General features: G+C 67.2%; 22 protein-coding genes. 9 read left to right on the forward strand and 13 right to left on the reverse strand.

Translation table 11 applies throughout. The annotated features are described in order from the left end of the window. Genes lptA through FHS47_RS19065 form a run of 4 tightly spaced genes read right to left on the reverse strand, consistent with a single transcriptional unit; the run spans position 1 to position 2789 of the window. Positions 1–567: a lipopolysaccharide transport periplasmic protein LptA gene (gene lptA / locus FHS47_RS19050; protein ID WP_208382149.1), complete on the reverse strand. Its 567-nt coding sequence runs from the start codon at positions 565–567 to the stop codon at positions 1–3. A gap of 7 nt (positions 568–574) precedes the next feature. Beyond that, complete coding sequence (gene lptC, locus FHS47_RS19055; protein WP_167032003.1) at positions 575–1174, reverse strand: LPS export ABC transporter periplasmic protein LptC; 600 nt, start codon at positions 1172–1174, stop codon at positions 575–577. Then, entirely contained in the window at positions 1171–1719 is a 549-nt protein-coding gene (locus FHS47_RS19060; protein ID WP_167032006.1) for an HAD-IIIA family hydrolase, read from the reverse strand. Before FHS47_RS19060 ends, lptC begins: the two co-directional genes overlap by 4 nt. A 56-nt stretch (positions 1720–1775) precedes the next feature. After that, positions 1776–2789, reverse strand: coding sequence for a KpsF/GutQ family sugar-phosphate isomerase (locus FHS47_RS19065; protein WP_167032009.1), 1014 nt, complete (start codon positions 2787–2789; stop codon positions 1776–1778). 171 nt (positions 2790–2960) lie between these two features. Here FHS47_RS19065 and FHS47_RS19070 point away from each other — a divergent pair, with 171 nt between their 5' ends. Together FHS47_RS19070 and murA are read left to right on the forward strand one after the other, a co-directional pair. Then, positions 2961–3200 carry a BolA/IbaG family iron-sulfur metabolism protein gene (locus FHS47_RS19070; protein ID WP_166700831.1) on the forward strand — a complete coding sequence of 80 codons (240 nt, stop codon included), beginning with the start codon at positions 2961–2963 and terminating at the stop codon, positions 3198–3200. A gap of 52 nt (positions 3201–3252) precedes the next feature. After that, positions 3253–4512: a UDP-N-acetylglucosamine 1-carboxyvinyltransferase gene (murA, locus tag FHS47_RS19075; protein WP_167032013.1), complete on the forward strand. Its 1260-nt coding sequence runs from the start codon at positions 3253–3255 to the stop codon at positions 4510–4512. Positions 4513–4608: 96 nt separating this feature from the next. Here murA and FHS47_RS19080 read toward each other — a convergent pair whose 3' ends face one another. The 3 genes from FHS47_RS19080 to purM form a co-directional block, all read right to left on the reverse strand. After that, positions 4609–5310: a DUF3108 domain-containing protein gene (locus tag FHS47_RS19080; RefSeq protein WP_167032015.1), complete on the reverse strand. Its 702-nt coding sequence runs from the start codon at positions 5308–5310 to the stop codon at positions 4609–4611. Between the two features lie 177 nt (positions 5311–5487). Further along, positions 5488–6135, reverse strand: a complete 648-nt coding sequence (gene purN, locus FHS47_RS19085; protein ID WP_167032018.1) for a phosphoribosylglycinamide formyltransferase — start codon at positions 6133–6135, stop codon at positions 5488–5490. A gap of 5 nt (positions 6136–6140) precedes the next feature. Continuing rightward, positions 6141–7178, reverse strand: coding sequence for a phosphoribosylformylglycinamidine cyclo-ligase (gene purM, locus FHS47_RS19090; RefSeq protein ID WP_167032021.1), 1038 nt, complete (start codon positions 7176–7178; stop codon positions 6141–6143). Between the two features lie 136 nt (positions 7179–7314). Between purM and FHS47_RS19095 the strand changes: the two genes are divergently transcribed. From FHS47_RS19095 to hda, 3 genes are read left to right on the forward strand one after another with little or no spacing between them, the layout of a single operon-like run. Beyond that, on the forward strand, positions 7315–8301 hold the full coding sequence (locus FHS47_RS19095) for a DUF2066 domain-containing protein (RefSeq protein ID WP_167032024.1): 987 nt from the start codon (positions 7315–7317) through the stop codon (positions 8299–8301). 9 nt (positions 8302–8310) lie between these two features. After that, complete coding sequence (locus tag FHS47_RS19100; protein ID WP_167032028.1) at positions 8311–9468, forward strand: AI-2E family transporter; 1158 nt, start codon at positions 8311–8313, stop codon at positions 9466–9468. Then, a complete protein-coding gene (hda, locus tag FHS47_RS19105; protein WP_167032031.1) occupies positions 9465–10166 on the forward strand; it encodes a DnaA regulatory inactivator Hda in 702 nt (233 codons plus the stop codon). Before FHS47_RS19100 ends, hda begins: the two co-directional genes overlap by 4 nt. Positions 10167–10192: 26 nt before the next feature. Here hda and FHS47_RS19110 read toward each other — a convergent pair whose 3' ends face one another. Both FHS47_RS19110 and FHS47_RS19115 read right to left on the reverse strand, forming a co-directional pair. Further along, positions 10193–11236 carry a metallophosphoesterase gene (locus FHS47_RS19110; RefSeq protein ID WP_167032033.1) on the reverse strand — a complete coding sequence of 348 codons (1044 nt, stop codon included), beginning with the start codon at positions 11234–11236 and terminating at the stop codon, positions 10193–10195. Between the two features lie 133 nt (positions 11237–11369). Then, positions 11370–12173 (reverse strand): inositol monophosphatase family protein, encoded by an 804-nt coding sequence (locus FHS47_RS19115; protein WP_167032036.1) that lies wholly within the window; start codon positions 12171–12173, stop codon positions 11370–11372. 132 nt (positions 12174–12305) lie between these two features. On the opposite strand from FHS47_RS19115, the gene FHS47_RS19120 reads away from it, so the two are divergent. Then, entirely contained in the window at positions 12306–13073 is a 768-nt protein-coding gene (locus tag FHS47_RS19120; RefSeq protein WP_167032039.1) for an RNA methyltransferase, read from the forward strand. Between the two features lie 27 nt (positions 13074–13100). Here FHS47_RS19120 and FHS47_RS19125 read toward each other — a convergent pair whose 3' ends face one another. Together FHS47_RS19125 and FHS47_RS19130 are read right to left on the reverse strand one after the other, a co-directional pair. Beyond that, positions 13101–13712: an exopolysaccharide biosynthesis protein gene (locus FHS47_RS19125; protein WP_167032042.1), complete on the reverse strand. Its 612-nt coding sequence runs from the start codon at positions 13710–13712 to the stop codon at positions 13101–13103. A 48-nt stretch (positions 13713–13760) separates the two neighbouring features. After that, entirely contained in the window at positions 13761–15080 is a 1320-nt protein-coding gene (locus tag FHS47_RS19130; protein ID WP_167032046.1) for a hemolysin family protein, read from the reverse strand. Between the two features lie 155 nt (positions 15081–15235). Between FHS47_RS19130 and FHS47_RS19135 the strand changes: the two genes are divergently transcribed. Together FHS47_RS19135 and FHS47_RS19140 are read left to right on the forward strand one after the other, a co-directional pair. Then, the gene (locus tag FHS47_RS19135; protein WP_167032049.1) at positions 15236–15865 is read left to right on the forward strand and encodes a pit accessory protein; all 630 of its coding nucleotides are present in this window, start codon (positions 15236–15238) and stop codon (positions 15863–15865) included. 13 nt (positions 15866–15878) lie between these two features. Then, positions 15879–17003: an inorganic phosphate transporter gene (locus tag FHS47_RS19140; RefSeq protein WP_167032052.1), complete on the forward strand. Its 1125-nt coding sequence runs from the start codon at positions 15879–15881 to the stop codon at positions 17001–17003. Positions 17004–17009: 6 nt separating this feature from the next. Here the strand turns inward: FHS47_RS19140 and FHS47_RS19145 are convergent, their stop codons facing one another. Then, positions 17010–17414 (reverse strand): hypothetical protein, encoded by a 405-nt coding sequence (locus FHS47_RS19145; protein WP_167032055.1) that lies wholly within the window; start codon positions 17412–17414, stop codon positions 17010–17012. Positions 17415–17492: 78 nt separating this feature from the next. Here FHS47_RS19145 and FHS47_RS19150 point away from each other — a divergent pair, with 78 nt between their 5' ends. Next, positions 17493–17861: an MGMT family protein gene (locus tag FHS47_RS19150; RefSeq protein WP_167032058.1), complete on the forward strand. Its 369-nt coding sequence runs from the start codon at positions 17493–17495 to the stop codon at positions 17859–17861. Positions 17862–17864: 3 nt separating this feature from the next. On the opposite strand, the gene FHS47_RS19155 is transcribed toward FHS47_RS19150, so the two are convergent. Next, a complete protein-coding gene (locus FHS47_RS19155; RefSeq protein ID WP_167032061.1) occupies positions 17865–18155 on the reverse strand; it encodes a hypothetical protein in 291 nt (96 codons plus the stop codon). Positions 18156–18209 lie beyond the last annotated feature (54 nt).

Consider the following 18209-nt stretch of genomic DNA (forward strand, 5'->3'; position numbering starts at 1 on the left):
TCAGGGCTTCTTGCTGTCGGTGGCCGGCGTGTCGTTCTTCGCCGGTGTCGCGGGGGACGTGGCGGGCGTGCCGGGGGCCTTGTTCTTCGGCTGGAAGGTCATGTGCACGGGGGCTCCGCCGCTACTCTCGCCGGTCATCGTGCTGTCGCTGGTGTTGTAGGTGAGCTTGTCGCCCTGGGCACTACCCTTGGCCGGCTGGTTCACATAGGCATTGCCGGTGAGAACGGCGAAGTCCTTGTCGATCTTGTAATCGATGTTGCTGGCGCGGCCGTCCATCGGCTGGTTCTGATCGTCCAGCTGATGGATGGTGGCGGGGGAGCCCTCCACGACCACACGGGTGAGCGTGTTGTCGCCGTCCAGATAACCGGTGGCCTTGTTGCCGGTGATCTTCAGGGTGCCCTGGGTCAGAACGACGTTGGTGGTCCAGATGACCTTGCCCGGCTGCCCATTCTGCGGCGCCTGGGTGCCGTCGAAGGACTTCGAAACGACGTCGGCGGGCTGATCGCGGTCGGCCTTCTTCGCGAACGCGGATGTGCTCGCCAGAAGCGCCATACCGAGCGTCGCCATGACGACCTTAGCGTTTGCGCGGCTGGTAGACGGTGTGAACGGCATCGAGGAGCTCCAGGTGCTTGGTATCGAGATTGGCGCGCATGCCAACGCCCTGCATTGTAGATGTTCCCTGAACGATCCGGGCCGCCTCCGCCGTTTCCAGGCGGTTTTCCTTGGGCCAGGCGGTGACTTCCGAGGTGTCGATGCTGGCCGGCTGGTTGTTCTGGAAAGCCACGCGGTCCATGTGAACCTTCCCCTGCAACTTCAGCAGGCTGCCGTCCTTGTTCACCCATCCGTACTGGGAATGGCCCGTCCACGGGGGAACGTTCGTTTCCTTGGTGGAAGGCAGCACGAAGTTCGGCGCATTGATGTAGAGGGACTCATCACCCTCGCGGCGCTCCAGGTGCGGTGCCACCAGCTTGAAGGCCGGCTTGCCCTCCTCGTTGTAGGAATCGAGGTCGAAGTTGGTGAGGACATACCCGGAGCGGGGCGGACCGACGAAGTCCTGCACCTTCTTCTCAGGCGCAGTCCAGTAATAGAGCAGGACGCTGGCACCAAGGACGGCCGCGAGGATGCCGGTCGTGCCGGCCGCCCCGCGATCCTTGATGAGGTTGAACACGCTCATAGCCAGCGGTCCCTTTCGGCTTCTGCCTTGCCCTGGGCCGCCAGGATCATGTCGGCCACCTCGCGCGCCGCGCCATAACCGCCGATGAGGCGAGTGCGCCAGTGGGCGCGCTCCGCGACCCAGGGGTGGGCATTCGCCGTGGCGACCGCCAGGCCGACGATGCCCATGGCCGGCAGGTCGGGCAGGTCGTCGCCCACGAACGCCGCTTCCTCCGGCGCGAGCCTGAGCGCGTCGAGCAGGCCGGTCAGGCATGCCCGCTTGTCTTTCTGGCCCTGGTACACGTGGGCGATGCCGAGTTCTTCGGCCCGCAGGGACACGGGATGGCTGATGCGTGCGGTGATGATCCCGACCTTCACCCCGTTCCGTTGCAGGGCCTTGAGGCCCAGCCCGTCGTGCACGTGGAAAACCTTGGTCTCGCGGCCGTCCTCGCCGTACCACAGGCGGCCGTCGGTCAGCGTGCCGTCGACGTCGAAGACGACGAGGCGCACGCGTGCCGCGCGCTCGGCGACGTCGGCAGGGATTTCGGTGTAGTGGGTATAGGCCATGGTTTCGCTATATGGGGACGGATCGGTGCCGGGGGAGGGCACCGGGGTGCTCTCGTTCAGACGACGCGGGCACGGAGCAGGTCGTGGATGTTCAGTGCGCCGACCACGCGGCCTTCCGCGTCTACGACGAGGAGGGCGTTGATCTGGTGCTTCTCCATGAGCTGGGCCGCCTCGACCGCGAGCTTGTCGGAGCCGATGGTCTTGGGGCCGCGCGTCATGAGTTGGGCCACCGAGGCGCTGCGGAGGTCCACGCCGTCGTCGTCGAGGGCACGGCGAAGGTCGCCGTCGGTGAACACGCCAAGGAGGCGATCATCGCCGTCGACGACGGCGGTCATGCCGAGGCGCTTGCGCGACATTTCCACCAGTGCCTCGCTGAGCGAGGCGTCCAGGCGGACGCGCGGCACGTCGTCGCCGGCGTGCATGACGTCGGAAATATGCAGGAGCAGCCGGCGCCCGAGGCTGCCGGCGGGATGGGAGCGGGCGAAGTCGTCCGAGGTGAAGCCCCGCGCTTCCAGCAGCGCCACCGCCAGGGCGTCGCCCATGACCAGGGCGGCCGTGGTGCTGGCGGTGGGGGCCAGGCCGTGCGGGCAGGCCTCGCAGGCCACGTTGGCGTCGAGATTGACGTCGGCCTGGGTGGCCAGCGACGAGGCCGGATTGCCCGTGATCGAGATGAGGGAGATGCCCTGGCGCTTGATCGCCGGGAGGATGTAGAGCAGTTCGTCCGTTTCGCCCGAATACGAGATGCCGAGCACGATGTCGTCCGGCTGGATCATGCCGAGGTCGCCGTGGCTGGCCTCGCCGGGGTGCACGAAGAAGGACGGGGTGCCGGTGGAGGCCAGGGTGGCGGCGACCTTCCGGCCGATGTGGCCCGATTTGCCCATGCCGGAAACCACGACGCGGCCCTTGCAGTCGAGGATCATCTGGCAGGCCTGGACGAACGCCGCGTCGATCCTCGCCTCGAGGGCGCGGATGCCGGCCGCCTCGGTCTTGATGACATTGCGCGCACTGCGCACGACGGCGTCGGCGTCCACGAGTCGGTTGGCGGCTGGCGGTGCGGTGCGGGCGTTCATGCGACCTCGAGGTCCGGGTGGGCTCCCTGGTTACCCGGGATGTCCATTTCTGCGACACCGGATTTCCATTACCATTACATATTCTCATTTTATGGTTGCTGCCATCGACGGGTGGTTCAGGGTCCGTTTCGGAACCCCTTCCCACGCTGCGACCCCTTTACCGGAGATTTCATGGACGCTGCGCGCATCCAGGCACTGATCGAAGCCGGACTGCCCGGCGCGCGGGTGGACGTCCAGGGCGACGACGGCGTTCATTTCGAGGCCGAAGTGGTCTCGGAACAGTTCGCCGGCAAGCTGCCGTTGGCCCGCCACCGCCTCGTCTACGCCACCCTCGGCGATCTCATGGGCGGAGCCATCCACGCCCTCGGCCTCAAGACCCTCACTCCCGACGAAGCCGCCAGCCGCCGTTGATACGTGCGCCGCGGCTTACGTCGCCTGACCTTCCTTCCAAGGCATCCCCTCCATGGCCAAGATCCTGATCAGCGGCGGCCAGCCGCTCCAAGGCGAGGTCGGCATTTCCGGCGCCAAGAACGCCGTGCTGCCCATCCTCGCTTCCTGCCTGCTCGCCGACGAGCCGGTCAGCATCGGCAACGTGCCGCACCTGCACGACGTCACCACGTTCATCGAACTGCTGGGCCGCATGGGCGTGCGGGTCGTCCTCGACGACCGCATGAAGATGCACATCGACCCGCGTCCCGAGAACTCCTGCGTGGCCCCGTATGACCTCGTGCGGACCATGCGCGCGTCGATCCTCGTCCTGGGCCCGCTCGTCGCGCGCTACGGCAAGGCGGAAGTTTCGCTGCCCGGCGGCTGCGCCATCGGCTCCCGTCCGGTCGACCAGCATATCCGTGGCCTGCAGGCACTCGGCGCCGATGTCAGTGTGGAGAACGGCTACATCAAGGCGCGCTCCGGCCGCCTGAAGGGCGCCCGCATCGTCATGGACATGGTGACCGTCACCGGCACCGAGAACATCCTGATGGCGGCCACCCTCGCCGAAGGCACCACCGTCATCGAGAACGCGGCGCAGGAGCCCGAGGTGGTCGACCTCGCGCACTGCCTTATCGCGATGGGCGCACAGATCGACGGCATCGGTACGTCCACGCTCATCGTGCACGGCGTGGAACGCCTGCACGGCGCGCATTACGAAGTCCTGCCCGACCGTATCGAGACCGGCACCTTCCTGGTCGGTGCGGCGATGACCGGCGGCAAGGTGCGTGCGCGCGGCGCCCGTGCCGACACCATGGACGCCGTGCTGCAGAAGCTCGAGGAAGCCGGTGCGCATATCAACACCGGTAAGGATTGGATCGAACTCGACATGCAGGGTCGCCGTCCGAAGGCGGTGAACCTCACCACCGCGCCATACCCCGCGTTCCCCACCGACATGCAGGCGCAGTTCACCGCGCTCAATTGCATCGCCGAGGGCGTGGGCGTGATCACCGAGACGGTGTTCGAGAACCGCTTCATGCACGCGCTGGAATTGCAGCGCCTGGGCGCGGACATTCGCCTGGAAGGCAATACGGCCATCATTACCGGCGTACCGAAGATGAGCGGCGCGCCGATCATGGCGACCGACCTGCGCGCATCGGCGTGCCTCGTGCTGGCCGGTCTGGTTGCCGAAGGCGACACCACGGTCGACCGCGTGTACCACATCGACCGCGGCTACGAGAACATCGAGGAAAAGCTCGGCGTGCTGGGTGCGAAGATCCGGCGGCTGCCGGGCTAATCGACTGCTGTAGGAGCCGCTATAGCGGCGAGGGAACCCGCCTCACCGCTACACCGCTTCGTAGGCTTCTCGCCGCTATAGCGGCTCCCACAGTAATTAGCGGCCTTCGAACTTCACCAGCTCCATCGTCATGTCGCCGCCGTCTTTCTGGGCCAGCTTCACCGGCACCGGATACTTCGCCGGCACGTACCACGCGTTGAACCCGCGGTCGGCGTCGGTGCGGTCGACGCGAACGGCCTCGAAGGAGCCGGCGGGAACGGTAACCTTCTCGGTGGCCGACACCTTGAACTTCTGGTTCTCCACTTCCTGCTTGACCGCCACCGGCAACGCCAGGTCCTTCTGGCCGGAACGCAGCGCAACCCCCAGCGCGAGCGGCAGGGTGTTGCGTTCCACCATGCCCGGCACGGCGGAGTAGGTGAAGCTCTTCTTGTTGTCCTGCACCTGGACGGTGCCGCCCTGCACGGCGAGGTCGCGGGTCTTCGACTTGATCGCCGCGTCGAGCTGGTAGTGATAGCTCACTGCCTGCGGGACCTGTCCGGCCCAGGTGAAGCGGGAGGTTTCCGACACATTCGCGCCAAGCATGGCAGCCAGGCCCGAGGTGCCCTTGGTCTGGTTCGAGTATTCGAACTGGCCACCGCCGGCCGGCTTCAGCGTGACCGTGGCCTCGCCGAGCGGATCGCCGCCCTTGGAAACCTGGTAGGTAGCGGTGAAAGACTGCGGCACGTCCGCGGCAAACGCGGCGGCAGGCAGGGCGAGGGCCAGCGCGAGGCCGGCGCGGAGGAGGGTGCGGGTCGTCATGTAGCGGATTGTAAGCCGCGAGGCTGAATGCCGGGCCACGCCCGAGCCGGGATCCCTATGTGGAAGCCGCAGCCTGGCTTTGTGTGGGAGCCGCTTCAGCGGCGATGGGTGCTCGCGGCAAGGTTGCCCGCTGCCGCGGGATCGCCGGCATAGCCGGCTCCCACAATCGCCGGTGTCTTACAGTTCCGCGAGGCTCAGGGGGCGCGTCAGCGGCGCGCCGTCGAACAGCGGGCCGCCTTGCCAGCGCAGTCGTCCCGTTGCGATCGCCGCCACAACTGCCGGCAAGAGCTTGTGCTCCTCGACCAGGAGGCGCGCGGCGAGGTCGTCTTCCGTGTCGCCCGGATGGACGGGAATGCGCGCCTGGGCGACCACGGGGCCGCCATCCAGTTCCGCCGTGACGAAGTGAACGCTGGCACCGTGCTCGGCGTCGCCGGCTTCCAGGCAGCGGCGATGGGTATGCAGGCCGCGGTACTTCGGCAGCAGGGAGGGGTGCACGTTGATCGCGCGGCCTTCCCATGGCGCCACCACCGCCGCGTCGACGATGCGCATATAACCGGCCAGCACGAGCAGGTCGGCCCCGCTGTCGGCCACCCGGCCGAACAGGGCGCTGTCGAATTCGGCGCGCGTGGCGTAGTCCTTCGGGTTCAGTGCCACCGTGGGAATGCCTGCCGCGGCGGCGACCGCGAGGGCCCCGGCCAGCTTCTTGTCGCTGCCCACGAGCGTGAATTCGACGGGCAGGCGCCCGGCGTCACGCGCGGCGACGAGCGCGGCAAGATTGCTGCCGCGCCCGGATGCGAGTGCGGCGACGCGAAGGGGGCGAGGCATCGGAATCAGGCGATGTGGACGCGTTCGCCGCCTTCATGGGCGACCACCACGCCGATCACCTGGCTGTCGAGGCCATGACCGGCGAGCACGGCCTTTGCAGCCTCGACCTGGCCCTCGGCGAGCAGCACGGTAAAGCCGATGCCGCAGTTGAAGGTGCGCCACATTTCCTCGTCCGCGACGTTGCCTTCGCGCTGCAGCCACTGGAACACGGGCGGCAGATCCCACGATGAGGCGTCGATGGACAGGGCCAGGCCGTCGGGAACCACGCGGATGATGTTTTCCTTCAGGCCGCCGCCGGTGACGTGCGCCATGCCGTGCACGCTCACCTTGCCGATCAGGTCCAGCATGGGCTTCACGTATATGGTGGTGGGTGCCATCAGCGCGTCCACCAGCTTCACGCCGCCGACATCGGTCTCCAGCGGGGAGCCCGCGCGTTCGAGGATGCGGCGGATCAGCGAATAGCCGTTCGAGTGCGGGCCGGAGGAGGCCACGCCCAGGATGACGTCGCCCGCGACGATGGAGGAACCGTCGTTCATGGCGGACTTTTCCACGGCGCCGACGGTGAAGCCGGCCAGGTCGTATTCGCCGGGCGGGTACATGTCGGGCATTTCGGCCGTTTCGCCGCCGATCAGCGCGCAGCCGGCGAGCTCGCATCCACGAGCGATGCCGCCGACCACCGAGGCGGCCGTGTCGACATCGAGCTTGCCGGTGGCGAAGTAGTCGAGGAAGAACAGAGGCTCGGCACCCTGCACGAGCACGTCGTTGACGCACATGCCCACCAGGTCGATGCCGATGGTGTCGTGGCGGCCGAGCTGCTGGGCAAGCTTCAGCTTGGTGCCGACGCCGTCGGTGCCCGAAACGAGCACGGGTTCCTTGTAGCGGCCGGAAAGGTCGAACAGGCCGCCGAAGCCGCCCAGTCCGCCCATCACCTCGGGGCGGAAGGTGCGCTTGACCATCGGCTTGATGCGCTCGACGAGGGCATTGCCGGCGTCGATGTCCACGCCTGCGTCGCGGTAGGTGAGGGAGCCCTGGTCGGAGGACATAAGCGGTTCCGGCACTATTGGAAACCGCGCATTCTAACAGCAAGCGGGGCCGTGACCGGGGCCTGCACGGCCCCTGGATGGACGCCATGGCATGGTTTGGGCAGACTTCCTGCCTTCACAGAGCGATGCCCAAACCATGCGCCTACTCCGGATCCTCGCGACATCGATGCTCTTCGCGGTCGCCTTTCTTGGCACGGCCTCGGGACAGACGTCCATCTACACGGTGACGGTGCCGGTGGCCGATACCAGCGCCGCGGTGCGCGACCAGGCCTTCGCGACGGGTCTTACCCAGGTGCTGGCCCGGGCCTCGAACGGGGCGGACCCTCGCGGCAAGGCCGGCTACGCCGACGCCATGAAGCAGCCGGGCGGCCTTGTCCAGCAATACCAGTACGCCCGCACGGGCGGCGCCAACGGGGCCCCCCTGAGCCTGGAGATCGTGTTCGATCCGGGCGCGGTTCGGCGCGTGCTGGCCGTCGGCGACGCCGCTGTCGCGGCACCCAAGGCCCCCGTGCTCGTGGTCGCGCGGGACGCCGCGGGCAAGCTCCTTGGCCAGGATGAACTCGCCCCGCTGGCCCAGATGGCCGACACCCGCGGATATCAGATCGTCGTGCCGAAGGACGGCGCCATTGGCGACCCGGCCGCCCTCGCGGCGGGCGACCCCGCGGCCGTGGCCGGCGTGGCCCGGCAGTACAACACGGCGGTGGTGCTCGTCGGCAAGATCGGCGCCGACCAGACCGACTGGACCCTTGTTTCGGCCGGCCGCACGTCCAGCTGGAAAGACAGCGGCGAAGCTCGCGCAGCGCTGCTGACCAATGGCGCCAACGCCATGGCAGACAAGCTCGATCGCCAGTTCGCCGCCACCCAGGGCGGCAGCACCAGCGGCAAGGTATGGGTGGCCGGGCTCCATTCCGCTGCCGACTACGCCGGTCTTCTGTCCACCTTCCAGAACGATCCTTCGGTGAAGTCCATTGCCCCGGTGGCGGCCACGGCCGACGGCGTGCTCTTCGACGTATCGGCCAGCGCACCGCTCGCGCGGCTGGTCGCAGGTTACTCCGCCGGGGGCCACGTCCTCGCCGGGGACGGTCATGACGGCGCCGACCTTGCCGTGCGCTGGGTTCCCTGACGGATGTCGATGAATCACGAAACGTCCCGTCGCTGGCAGCTGCTGGCCATCACCGCCGTCATCGTCTTCCTTATCTGGCTGCTGGCGCCGGTGCTCATGCCCTTCGCGCTCGCGGCGATGCTGGCTTACCTCGGAGACCCGCTGGCCGACCGCCTGCAACGCCTCGGCATGGGTCGTACCTGGGCGGTGAGTATCGTGTTCACCGTGATCTCGGTGGTCGTGGTGGGTGTGCTCCTGCTGCTGATCCCGCTGATCCAGCGCCAGTTCCAGAACCTCGCCGAGAACCTGCCGCACTACGTGGACTGGGTTCGCATGACGGCCTTGCCGTGGGTCCAGGCAAAGCTGCGGCTCGATCCGAATGTCTTCGATACGGACCGCCTGCTGGCCACCGTTCGCGAACACATCGGCTCAGTGGGCACCATTGCCGCGAAGGCGGTGGCGAAGGTCACCCAATCCGGCATGGGCGTGGTCATGTGGCTGACCAACGCCGTGCTGATTCCCGTCGTGGCGTTCTACCTGCTGCGCGACTGGGACGCGATGATGGCGCAGATCCAGCGCATGCTTCCGCGCTCGATCGAGCCGACCGTGGTGCGTCTCGCCCGCGAGTCCGACGAGGTGCTGGGTGCCTTCGTTCGCGGCCAGTTGCTCGTGATGCTGGCCCTCGGCGTCTTCTACGGCCTGGGGCTCACGCTGGTCGGCATTTCCATCGGTCCCCTGATCGGCATGGTCGCGGGCCTGCTCAGTTTCGTCCCGTACCTCGGCTTCATGATCGGCTTCGTTGCGGCGCTGATCGCGGCCCTGGTCCAGTATGGCGACTGGACGCACGTGATCCTCGTCGGCGTGGTGTTCACCGTCGGCCAGCTGCTCGAGGGCTACGTGCTGGTGCCGCGCCTCGTGGGCGGAAAGATCGGTCTGCACCCCGTGGCGGTCATCTTTGCCGTGTTGGCCGGCGGACACCTCTTCGGGTTTCTGGGCGTGCTGCTCGCGCTTCCCGCTGCGTCGGTGGTGGTCGTCCTGATGCGCTATGCGATCGGCCGCTACCGCGAAAGCGACCTCTACATGGAACCGGCGGCGGACGCTCCCGCGCAGTCGATCGAGGTGGAGGTCGAGGTCGACGTGGAAACACGCAGGCCGCAGCCGCCGGTATCCGGCGACGGCGGGCCATGACCAGCCAGCTCCCCCTTGCGTTGCGCTGGCCGCGACGGCAGCGCTTCGAGCACTTCCATCCGGGAGACAACGCGGCGGCCGTCGAAGCGTTGCGCGCGGCAGCGGCGAGCCCCGCGGCACCATGGGTGTTCGTCGCCGGTTCCATGGGCAGTGGCCGCACCCACCTGCTTATTGCGTCCTGCCAGGCGGCGATCGACGCCGGCCGCACCGCGCAATACCTGCCGCTTGCCGCCCTGCGCGGATCGCGGGCGGCGGCCATCCGCGGCATGGCGGGCAGCGACCTGCTGGCCATCGACGACATCGATTCCGTCGCGGGTGAAAGCGAGGCGGAGCACGCGTTGTTCGATACCTTCAACCGCTACCGGGCAGAGGGATGCACGTTGCTGTTTTCCGCCAGTGGCGCGCCGGGTTCCGTCGGCATCGTCTTGCCCGACCTGCGCTCGCGGCTGGGTTCGCTGACCCAGGCGGTCCTCAAGCCGCTCGGCGACGCCGAGCGCAGGGACGTGCTGCGCGAGCAGGCCGGCGCGCGCGGCATTGAACTGGACGACACCGTGCTCGACTGGCTGTTCGCGCACCACGCGCGCGATCTCGGCACCTTGCTCGACCTGCTCGACACCCTCGACCGGGCGTCACTCGCCGCGAAACGGCGAGTGACGGTGCCTTTCCTGCGAGAGCTTCTGAGGGCGGCGCCTCCTTAAGAGCCTTCCGATCAACCTGGGCGTCACTAGTGCTGCGGGATGCTGACCCGGCCAGCCAGGGTCTTCCGGTCGGGATCGTTGTCGGCCACGCGGTAGACCCGCAGTTCGGACGCATCTGTGTCGTGTTCCACGATCAGGTAGGTGCGTCGGGATGCCGATCCGCTGAGGAATACGGGGACACCGCCAATGTCGCCGTACTGTCCTGCCCATGCGTGCAGGTGTCCTGCGAATATGGCCGCCACGTCGTTGTTTGCCACCATGCTGGCGAATTCGAAGTTGGCCCCGTCCGCGACCGGATCGTGCATGTGCACGATGGCGAAGTCGAAGGGCCGGTCCGACGGCTTCCCGTACGGCGGCACGGTGAGGTTTGTCTTGAAAAGCTTCTCCAGCCAGGGCAACGACGAGGTGATCTTGTAACTCGCCTTCCGCAGGGCGGTGTAGCTGTCGAATGTGACCTCATAGCTCGGGTGATTGTTGAGTTGCACGTTCAACACACGATCCATGCCCGGTGCGCGCACGGCATAGGCAAGGCTGCCTTCGTAATCGTCCCCGAACACGCCGGGGTGGATGGCGAAGTCGAACGCCACTTTCCCGCGCTTGCGGGTCACGTGCTGCACCAGCCCATCGATGCTGTCGCGTGCGCATCCATTGTTGTAGCAGCCGCTGCCGTCGGACGTCCTGATGTTGTTGGCGTAGTCGTGATTGCCCAGGCCGATGTGCACATTGTCGCCCAGGATCTCCAGCAGCTCAGCCATCACACTCCTTTGCCAGCCGTGGCCGTAGGCCGTGATGTCGCCATTGATGAACACGGGGATGTCCTGACCGGGACGGGCAGCGCGGTAGGCGGCGATGCTTCGATATTGCTCCTCGATGAGCGCGCGCGATCGCTCATCGCGGTCCGCCTCGCTTTCCGGTTCATCCGTATCGGACGAGGGCGTCCACGGATATTGCGGATCGGAGGTGACGATCATGGTGCGGATCTCGGCCTGGCTGGCCGGGGCGAATGCGGCCGTGGCGAAGGCTAGCGCGAGTGCGGCCGCGACGCGGCCGGGAACGATGTGGGGAGCCATGGATTTCCTTGTCCGTCGGGGATACGGTTCGGCGGACTTTCCGTCCGCGGATGGAAAGGTAATGGCCGAGCCCTGGACGGTATGTAGGAAAACCGGAAGTGCCGCCCGGGCGCTTTCCCCGGGCGACGTAGGATTACACCCCTAGCAGGCGGGGCGTGGCATTTGCGCCGATGATTTCCGTCATGGCGGCGGCCACCTTGTGGTTGCCCGCGACGATGTTGCCGCTCTCGGGCAGCCCCTCGCGCCCGGCGAAATCGCCATAGACGCCACCGGCCTCGCGCACGAGGAGGGCGCCCGCGGCCATGTCCCACACGCTGAGCCCGGGTTCGAAGTAGCCGTCCACGCGACCGGCGGCTACGTAGGCGAGGTCGAGCGCGGCGGAGCCCATGCGGCGGACGTCCTCGGCTTCCTTGAGCAGCGCGGCGGTCATGGCCAGCTGCGAGTCGAGGTGATTGCGCACGCGGTACGGGAAGCCCGTGGCGATCAGCGCGCCGGCCAGGCCTTCGCGCTTTCCGACGCGGATGCGGCGATCGTTGAGGTAGGCGCCATCGCCCTTGCTGGCGGTGAACAGTTCGTCGCGCAGCGGATCGAACACCACGCCGTAGACCGGCTCGCCCTTTTCCACCAGCGCGATGGACACGCTGAAGTGGGGAATGCCGCGCAGGTAGTTGTGCGTGCCGTCGAGCGGATCGATCACCCAGGTGAGCGGGCCCTTGCCCGTCTGGCCGGATTCCTCGCCCAGGATGGCGTGCGTGGGATACGCGCGGCGCAGTTCCTTGACGATTTCCGCTTCGGCGAGGCGGTCGACCTCGGAGGCGAAGTCCATCCGCTGCTTCTCGACGACCGCGAGGCCCTCGATGCGGTTCATGTAGCGCAGGATGATGTTTCCTGCGGAGCGCGCTGCGCGCGCCGCGACGTTGACGGCGGGTCTTGGCATGGGGATCGACTTGGCAAAAGAACGGGAGAGCGGTCGAAAGCCGCTTCAGCCCCGAAGTTTACCACTGTGCCCCGCGTCGCCCAAGTCGTTGCCGTTGTAGACTTTCCGGTCCTTCCAGCCGAATCGCCAGCCATGGCCCTGCACGAACTCCACGATCTCTTCCGATTCGTCCTCGTTCGCACCTCGCACTCGGGGAACATCGGTTCGGCCGCGCGGGCCATCCGCACCATGGGATTCGATCGCCTGACGCTGGTGGCCCCGCACCGCTTCCCCGACCCGGAAGCGACGGCCCTGGCCGCAGGGGCGGACGACGTGCTGGGGCAGGCTGCCATCCACGACGACCTGGTCGCCGGGCTCGCGGGCACCACCTTCGCGCTGGGCCTGTCGGCCCGGCGCCGGGGAGTGAACCTGCCCGAACTCGACCCACGCGAAGGTGCGGCCCAGGCCTTGGCCGCCGCGCGCCGGGGCGAGCACGTGGCGCTGGTGTTCGGCAACGAACGCACGGGCCTGGAGAACGACGAACTGTCGCGATGCCATGCGATGGTGCGCATTCCCAGCGTGGACGATTTCAGTTCGCTGAACCTTTCGCAGGCCGTGCAGGTGGTGGCGTACGAACTGCGCATGGCGATGCTTGCCGAGGAGGTGCGCGCGCCGGTGGCGGATATCGATCCGGACGAAGCCCCTGCCGATGCCGAACAGGTGGAGCGTTTCTTCACCCACCTCGCGGAAACGCTCGACGACATCGAATTCCACAAGGGCCGCTCGCCCACCACCATCATGCTCAAGCTGCGCAAGCTGTTCCTTCGCGCACGGCCGGAATTGCGCGAACTGCGCATCCTGCACGGCATCCTCGCCGATGCCCAGCGTATGGCGGAGCTGGCGCACAAGGGCAACCCTTGAGCGCGAGGGCTTCGCGCCCCGGCAGGCTCAGAAGAGGTCGCGGAAGAATCCCGCCAGCGCGTGGCTGAAGCTCGCGGATGCCACGACGATGGCGGCGGTCGTGGCCCAGACGGCCACGAGCAGTGCGCCGTCGCGTTCCACCAGGGCGAAGGCGAAGGCGATCAGCATGCCGCCGAACACGTAGTTCGTGAAGGGAATGGGCAGCGCGAGCAGGATGCCCACGAGGATCATGATCGCGCCCGATACGAAGGTGAAGGGCCGCCGCGTGAGGCGTTGCAGCCGCGGTTTGCAGATCTTCTCCAGACGCCGAGTCATCGGCTCGATGCGATCGAGGAAACGCAGCAACCCCTCGCGCGACATCGTGCGCCGGCGCAGGAACCCGGGGATCCACGGGTGCTCCAGGCCGATCAGCATTTCCAGGCCCAGGGCGATCACCAGCACGCCCATGATGCCGCCGATGCCGATCGGCACGGGGAGGAAATTGGGAATCGCCAGCAACAGGAGAAGAAAGCCGAAGGCGCGCCGGCGCAGCGGTTCGAGAAGTTGCTCCACGGACACGCGTTCGCCGGGCGTGGACATGAGTGCCGCCCTCAGCAGGGCGGCGGTTTTCTCTTCGCGGGGTTCGCGTTCCTTGGTCATGGCACGACTGTCACCGCCGGGCCTTGAACCCGCATTGAACCGGAGCGCCTATTCCTCGACGGGAGCGTCGTCGGTCTCCACCGTACTCACCAGCACCTTGTCGATGCGGGCGCCGTCCATGTCCACGACTTCGAAACGGTGGTTCTGCCAGGTGAAGGATTCGCCCGCGCGGGGAATGTGCCCGAACTGCGTGGTGACCATGCCGGCCACGGTGCGGAAGTCGTGCTCTTCCTCGTTCGGCAGGCGGTCCAGCTGGAGCAGCTCGCGAAGGTCGTCGGCGGAAAGCGAGCCGTCCACGAGCCAGCTGCCGTCGTCGCGGCGGACGATGGGGCCGTCCTGGTCGATGTCGTCGGAGGCCGGGGCGGTGGCGCCCACCACGGCCGTGAGGAGGTCGTTCAGCGTCACCAGACCCTCGATGTCGCCGTATTCGTCCACGGCCAGCGCCAGCTGGGTGTCCGCGTCACGGAAGGCCTCCAGGAGGTCCAGCGCGCGCGCCGTCGCCGGGACGAAGAGCGGACGCGACACGTGCTCGAAGAGATCGACATGCCCGCGTTCGAGCGACACGACCAGCGACTTCACCTCGACGGTCCCGACCACTTCGCTTTCGTCGCGCCGGTAGACGGGGTAGCGGGAAAACTGGGTCTCGCGGAGCACGGCGAGGTTGTCCTCGTGCGTGGCCGCCACGTCGAGCCAGGCGATCTTCATACGCGGGGTCATCACCGAGCCCACGCTGCGATCGCCCAGGCGGAGCACGCGGTTCACCATGTTGCGTTCGTCGCTGTCGAGGATGCCCTGCTCGGCACTTTCGGCCACGAGCAGGCGGATCTCCTCCTCGGTGGCCGCGTTCGCGCCCACCCGATGCAGGCGCAGCACCCGGAGGATGCCCGTCGAAAGGTGGTTGAGCAGCCACACCATCGGCAACGTGATGCGAGAGATCACGAGCATCGGCACCGCGATCTGGCATGCGATGCGCTCGGGAGCGGAGAGGGCGGCGCGTTTCGGTACCAGCTCGCCGATGACGATCTGGACCAGCGACATGAGGAGGAAACCCAGCAGCCAGCCGAGGATGCGGGCATAGGGCTCCAGCCAGGCCGCGCCACCGCCATGGATGAGGGCGGTGAAGTGTTCGCCCAGCCGGTCGCCGGCCAACGCGCCGGTGACCAGGATGATCAGGGTCATGCCCACCTGCACCGTGGAGAGGAACCGCTCCGGCGCCTCGGCCAGCTGCAGGGCCACCCGCGCACGGCGGCTGTCGCGGGCCATCTGCTTCAGGCGGCTCTTCCGCGACGCGACCACGGACATTTCGGACAGGGCGAAAAACCCGTTGCCGAGGGAGAGGACGAGAACCAGCAGGATTTCAGTGAGCATCGGGGGCTTATATAGCAGATGGCCCGGGGCGAAAACGCGGCCGGATGGCTCCTGCCGGGCCGCCGCGGTGTGTCGCGTCGACGCGCCGGGCGCAAAGGCGGGGGCCAGTCCGGTAACATTGCGGTCACAAATCCCCCAGGTTCCCAGGCGACGCCATGTTTTCACTCCAGACGATGTTCGGTAAGGGCGACAAGTTCTACGGTCTGCTCGAGGCCAGCGCCGAAGCGGCCCGCGAGAGCGCCCGTGCCATGCACGAACTCGTGACCCAGACCGACCGCACCCCGGTCATGGCGGCCTTCAGCACGGCGCGCGCTCGCGAGAAAGCCCTGCACGGGCAGATCGGCGAGGAACTGGTGAATACCTTCGTCACCGCCCTGGACCGCGAGGATATCGAGGCGCTGAACTCGGCGCTGTACAAGATTCCGAAAACCATCGAGAAATTCGCCGAGCGCTACGTGATCGTGGCCGAGCGCCTGCAGGGCATCGACTTCAGCCAGCGCGCGGCGCTGCTCGAACGCTCCGCGGACGTGGTCGTGGCCATGATCGGACAGCTTCGCCACGGCCTGAAGATCGACCCGGTGAAAAAGCTGCGCGACCAGCTCCAGGCCCTGGAGTCGGAGGCCGACCGCCTGCTTCTCGACCCGTATCGCACCCTGTATGCGGAGGCCTCCGACCCCCTCCGCGCCATTCTCGCCAAGGACCTCTTCGAGCTGATCGAGAAGGCCGTCGACAAGTGCCGCGACGTCGGCAATGTCGTCTACTCCATCGTGCTCAAGAACTCCTGACGGCCCGCACTCCATGAGCATGGTCATCGCGGTCGTCCTGATCGCCCTCGCTTTCACCTATATCAACGGCTTCCACGACACGGCGAATTCCATCGCGACCGTTGTCGCCACCAAGGTGCTCACGCCCGGGCAGGCCGTGCTCCTGGCGGCCGTCACCAATCTCGCCGGTGCCCTGTGGGGCACGGCGGTGGCCGCCACCATCGCCTCGGGGCTGATCGACACCGGCGTGGTCGAGGTCGGCTCGCAGCTCCTGATCAGCGCGCTGCTGGGCGCCACCATCTGGAACCTCATCACGTGGTGGCTGGGCCTGCCGTCCAGTTCCAGCCATGCCCTCGTCGGCGGCCTCTGCGGTGCCGCGCTCGCCGCGGCGCACGACAATTTCCACTCGATCATCTGGTGGCAGGGCGGTGCGCACTGGTGGCTGGGCAAGGGCGTGATCCCCAAGGTGATCGTGCCGATGATCGTCTCGCCGTTCCTCGGCTTCGTGATCGGCTTCGCCATCATGGGCGGCCTCTACGCGCTGCTGGGTTTCTTCTCCAGCCGCAGCGGCACCCTGCGCCGGTTCGGCCGCACGCCCTTCGTGAACAGCTTTTTCGGCAAGGCGCAGATCGTCTCGGCCAGCGCCATGGGCCTGTCGCACGGCATGAACGACGCCCAGAAGAGCATGGGCATCATCGCTCTCGCGCTCGCCGGTGCCACGGCAGCGGGGCAGTTCGACCACCTGCCGGTATTCCTGGAATTCCTGCGCATTCCGCACGATCCCGCGGCGGCAGGCGGGTTCCCCATTCCGATATGGGTGAAGGTCGTGTGCGCGCTCACCATGGCTGGCGGTACCGCCGGGGGCGGCTGGCGCATCATCAAGACGCTGGGCCACAAGATGGTGAAGCTGCATCCCATCAACGGTTTCGCCGCCGAAGGCAGTTCGGCCGCCGTCATTCTTACCGCGTCGATGCTTGGCGTGCCGGTGTCCACCACGCACAACGTGTCCGCGTCGATCATGGGCGTGGGCGCGGCCAAGCGCTTCAACGCCATCCGCTGGTCGGTGGTCGAGCGCATGGTGTGGGCGTGGATCCTCACCTTGCCGATCACCGCGGGCATCGGGTACGGGCTGGTGAAGCTGGGCAATCTGCTGTTCTGACGGAACCTACAAGGCGTCGGCTTCGCCGTTCACCACCTGCTCCAATTGGTCGCCCGTGGCGCCCAGCTCCTCGATGATCCGGGCAAGCTCGCGCTCATCCAGGTAGTCGTACGGGCGGTTCTCGCAAAGGTGCAGGTAGGGTGACCCGTCCAGGTCCGCTTCGGCGAGGTAGCCGGTGCGCTGTTCCCAGTTGAAGCGAAGGCAGCGCCGGGCGTCCACGCCGGCCAAGGGGCCGATGGGCGTCGACAGCCGGAGAAAGCGTTGCCCCTCGCCATCTTCCAGTTCGGCGAGGTAAATGCCCTGGTGCCGACCGTCGGGCAGTTCCAGGTCGAAGCTGATGACGTAGGGCTCGTTCTGGCGGAGCTTGTGAATGCCGCCGACATGGGAGCGAATCGCTTCGAAGTGTCGCATGGCCGTGATCCACGGGTCCGTCGTGAGGAGATTCGGATGGTACCCTTAACGACGTCTCGGAACATGCAGGAAACGAGCATGCGCGATGAAATCGGCGATGAAGACGCCAGCCGCTTGCGGGCACGACGCATCATCGAGGCGGTCGCCGCCATTCCGAAGGGCCGCGTGGCCAGTTACGGCGCCATTGCGGCGCGCGCCGGTTACCCCGGGCGCGCCCGTCTCATCGGCAAGGTGTTGGGCGAGGCTCCCGACCGTGCCGAACTTCCCTGGCATCGTGTGTTGCGTGCCGACGGACGCATCGGCATACCCGCCGGCACGCGCGGGTTTCGCGAACAATGCCGGCGGCTGAAGGCCGAGGGCGTCACCGTGAAGGACGGCCGCGTACCGATGAGTGCCTTCGGCCTCGATCACGACCTCGATCGGGCGATCTGGGGCTTGCCCGGCTGAGCTTCAGCGATAGGTCACCTCCACCAGGTTCCAGGACCGCGAGGGGTCCCGCCTCACTGCGTAGTCGAGCAGGCTGGCATGAGCGGCCATGCCCAGAAACTGCCTGGTGTCCGCGCGGCGAACGACAGCGTCCGCCGGGTGCCCGGCCGGACAATCGAGCCGGTCTTGCCGCAACGGGCAGGAAGCCTCGACGATGCTGCCGGTGAAGGCGATGCGGCCACCGGTGAAGCTCGATGCGGGGCCGGCAAGAAGGCTGCCGGCGAGTACGCCGGCGGTAAGGAGCGCTCTGAGCATGCACATCCCCCTCGAGGATGAAACGCCATGGGGCCGGGGCTCCGGTCCCGGCCT

It is taken from the genome of Luteibacter sp. SG786, from assembly GCF_011759605.1.
Classification (GTDB): domain Bacteria; phylum Pseudomonadota; class Gammaproteobacteria; order Xanthomonadales; family Rhodanobacteraceae; genus Luteibacter.

What these genes read in the sequence shown, in the direction of transcription:
- FHS47_RS19140 (WP_167032052.1), top strand. Translation starts at nt 15,879, where the DNA reads ATGAGCATGGTCATCGCGGTCGTCCTGATCGCCCTCGCTTTCACCTAT.
- purN (WP_167032018.1), bottom strand. Translation starts at nt 6,135, where the DNA reads ATGCCTCGCCCCCTTCGCGTCGCCGCACTCGCATCCGGGCGCGGCAGC.
- FHS47_RS19125 (WP_167032042.1), bottom strand. Translation starts at nt 13,712, where the DNA reads ATGACCAAGGAACGCGAACCCCGCGAAGAGAAAACCGCCGCCCTGCTG.
- FHS47_RS19115 (WP_167032036.1), bottom strand. Translation starts at nt 12,173, where the DNA reads ATGCCAAGACCCGCCGTCAACGTCGCGGCGCGCGCAGCGCGCTCCGCA.
- FHS47_RS19150 (WP_167032058.1), top strand. Translation starts at nt 17,493, where the DNA reads ATGCGCGATGAAATCGGCGATGAAGACGCCAGCCGCTTGCGGGCACGA.
- murA (WP_167032013.1), top strand. Translation starts at nt 3,253, where the DNA reads ATGGCCAAGATCCTGATCAGCGGCGGCCAGCCGCTCCAAGGCGAGGTC.
- purM (WP_167032021.1), bottom strand. Translation starts at nt 7,178, where the DNA reads ATGTCCTCCGACCAGGGCTCCCTCACCTACCGCGACGCAGGCGTGGAC.
- FHS47_RS19110 (WP_167032033.1), bottom strand. Translation starts at nt 11,236, where the DNA reads ATGGCTCCCCACATCGTTCCCGGCCGCGTCGCGGCCGCACTCGCGCTA.
- lptC (WP_167032003.1), bottom strand. Translation starts at nt 1,174, where the DNA reads ATGAGCGTGTTCAACCTCATCAAGGATCGCGGGGCGGCCGGCACGACC.
- FHS47_RS19095 (WP_167032024.1), top strand. Translation starts at nt 7,315, where the DNA reads ATGCGCCTACTCCGGATCCTCGCGACATCGATGCTCTTCGCGGTCGCC.
- FHS47_RS19135 (WP_167032049.1), top strand. Translation starts at nt 15,236, where the DNA reads ATGTTTTCACTCCAGACGATGTTCGGTAAGGGCGACAAGTTCTACGGT.
- FHS47_RS19130 (WP_167032046.1), bottom strand. Translation starts at nt 15,080, where the DNA reads ATGCTCACTGAAATCCTGCTGGTTCTCGTCCTCTCCCTCGGCAACGGG.
- FHS47_RS19060 (WP_167032006.1), bottom strand. Translation starts at nt 1,719, where the DNA reads ATGGCCTATACCCACTACACCGAAATCCCTGCCGACGTCGCCGAGCGC.
- FHS47_RS19065 (WP_167032009.1), bottom strand. Translation starts at nt 2,789, where the DNA reads ATGAACGCCCGCACCGCACCGCCAGCCGCCAACCGACTCGTGGACGCC.
- hda (WP_167032031.1), top strand. Translation starts at nt 9,465, where the DNA reads ATGACCAGCCAGCTCCCCCTTGCGTTGCGCTGGCCGCGACGGCAGCGC.
- FHS47_RS19120 (WP_167032039.1), top strand. Translation starts at nt 12,306, where the DNA reads ATGGCCCTGCACGAACTCCACGATCTCTTCCGATTCGTCCTCGTTCGC.
- lptA (WP_208382149.1), bottom strand. Translation starts at nt 567, where the DNA reads ATGGCGACGCTCGGTATGGCGCTTCTGGCGAGCACATCCGCGTTCGCG.
- FHS47_RS19145 (WP_167032055.1), bottom strand. Translation starts at nt 17,414, where the DNA reads ATGCGACACTTCGAAGCGATTCGCTCCCATGTCGGCGGCATTCACAAG.
- FHS47_RS19155 (WP_167032061.1), bottom strand. Translation starts at nt 18,155, where the DNA reads ATGCTCAGAGCGCTCCTTACCGCCGGCGTACTCGCCGGCAGCCTTCTT.
- FHS47_RS19080 (WP_167032015.1), bottom strand. Translation starts at nt 5,310, where the DNA reads ATGACGACCCGCACCCTCCTCCGCGCCGGCCTCGCGCTGGCCCTCGCC.
- FHS47_RS19070 (WP_166700831.1), top strand. Translation starts at nt 2,961, where the DNA reads ATGGACGCTGCGCGCATCCAGGCACTGATCGAAGCCGGACTGCCCGGC.
- FHS47_RS19100 (WP_167032028.1), top strand. Translation starts at nt 8,311, where the DNA reads ATGAATCACGAAACGTCCCGTCGCTGGCAGCTGCTGGCCATCACCGCC.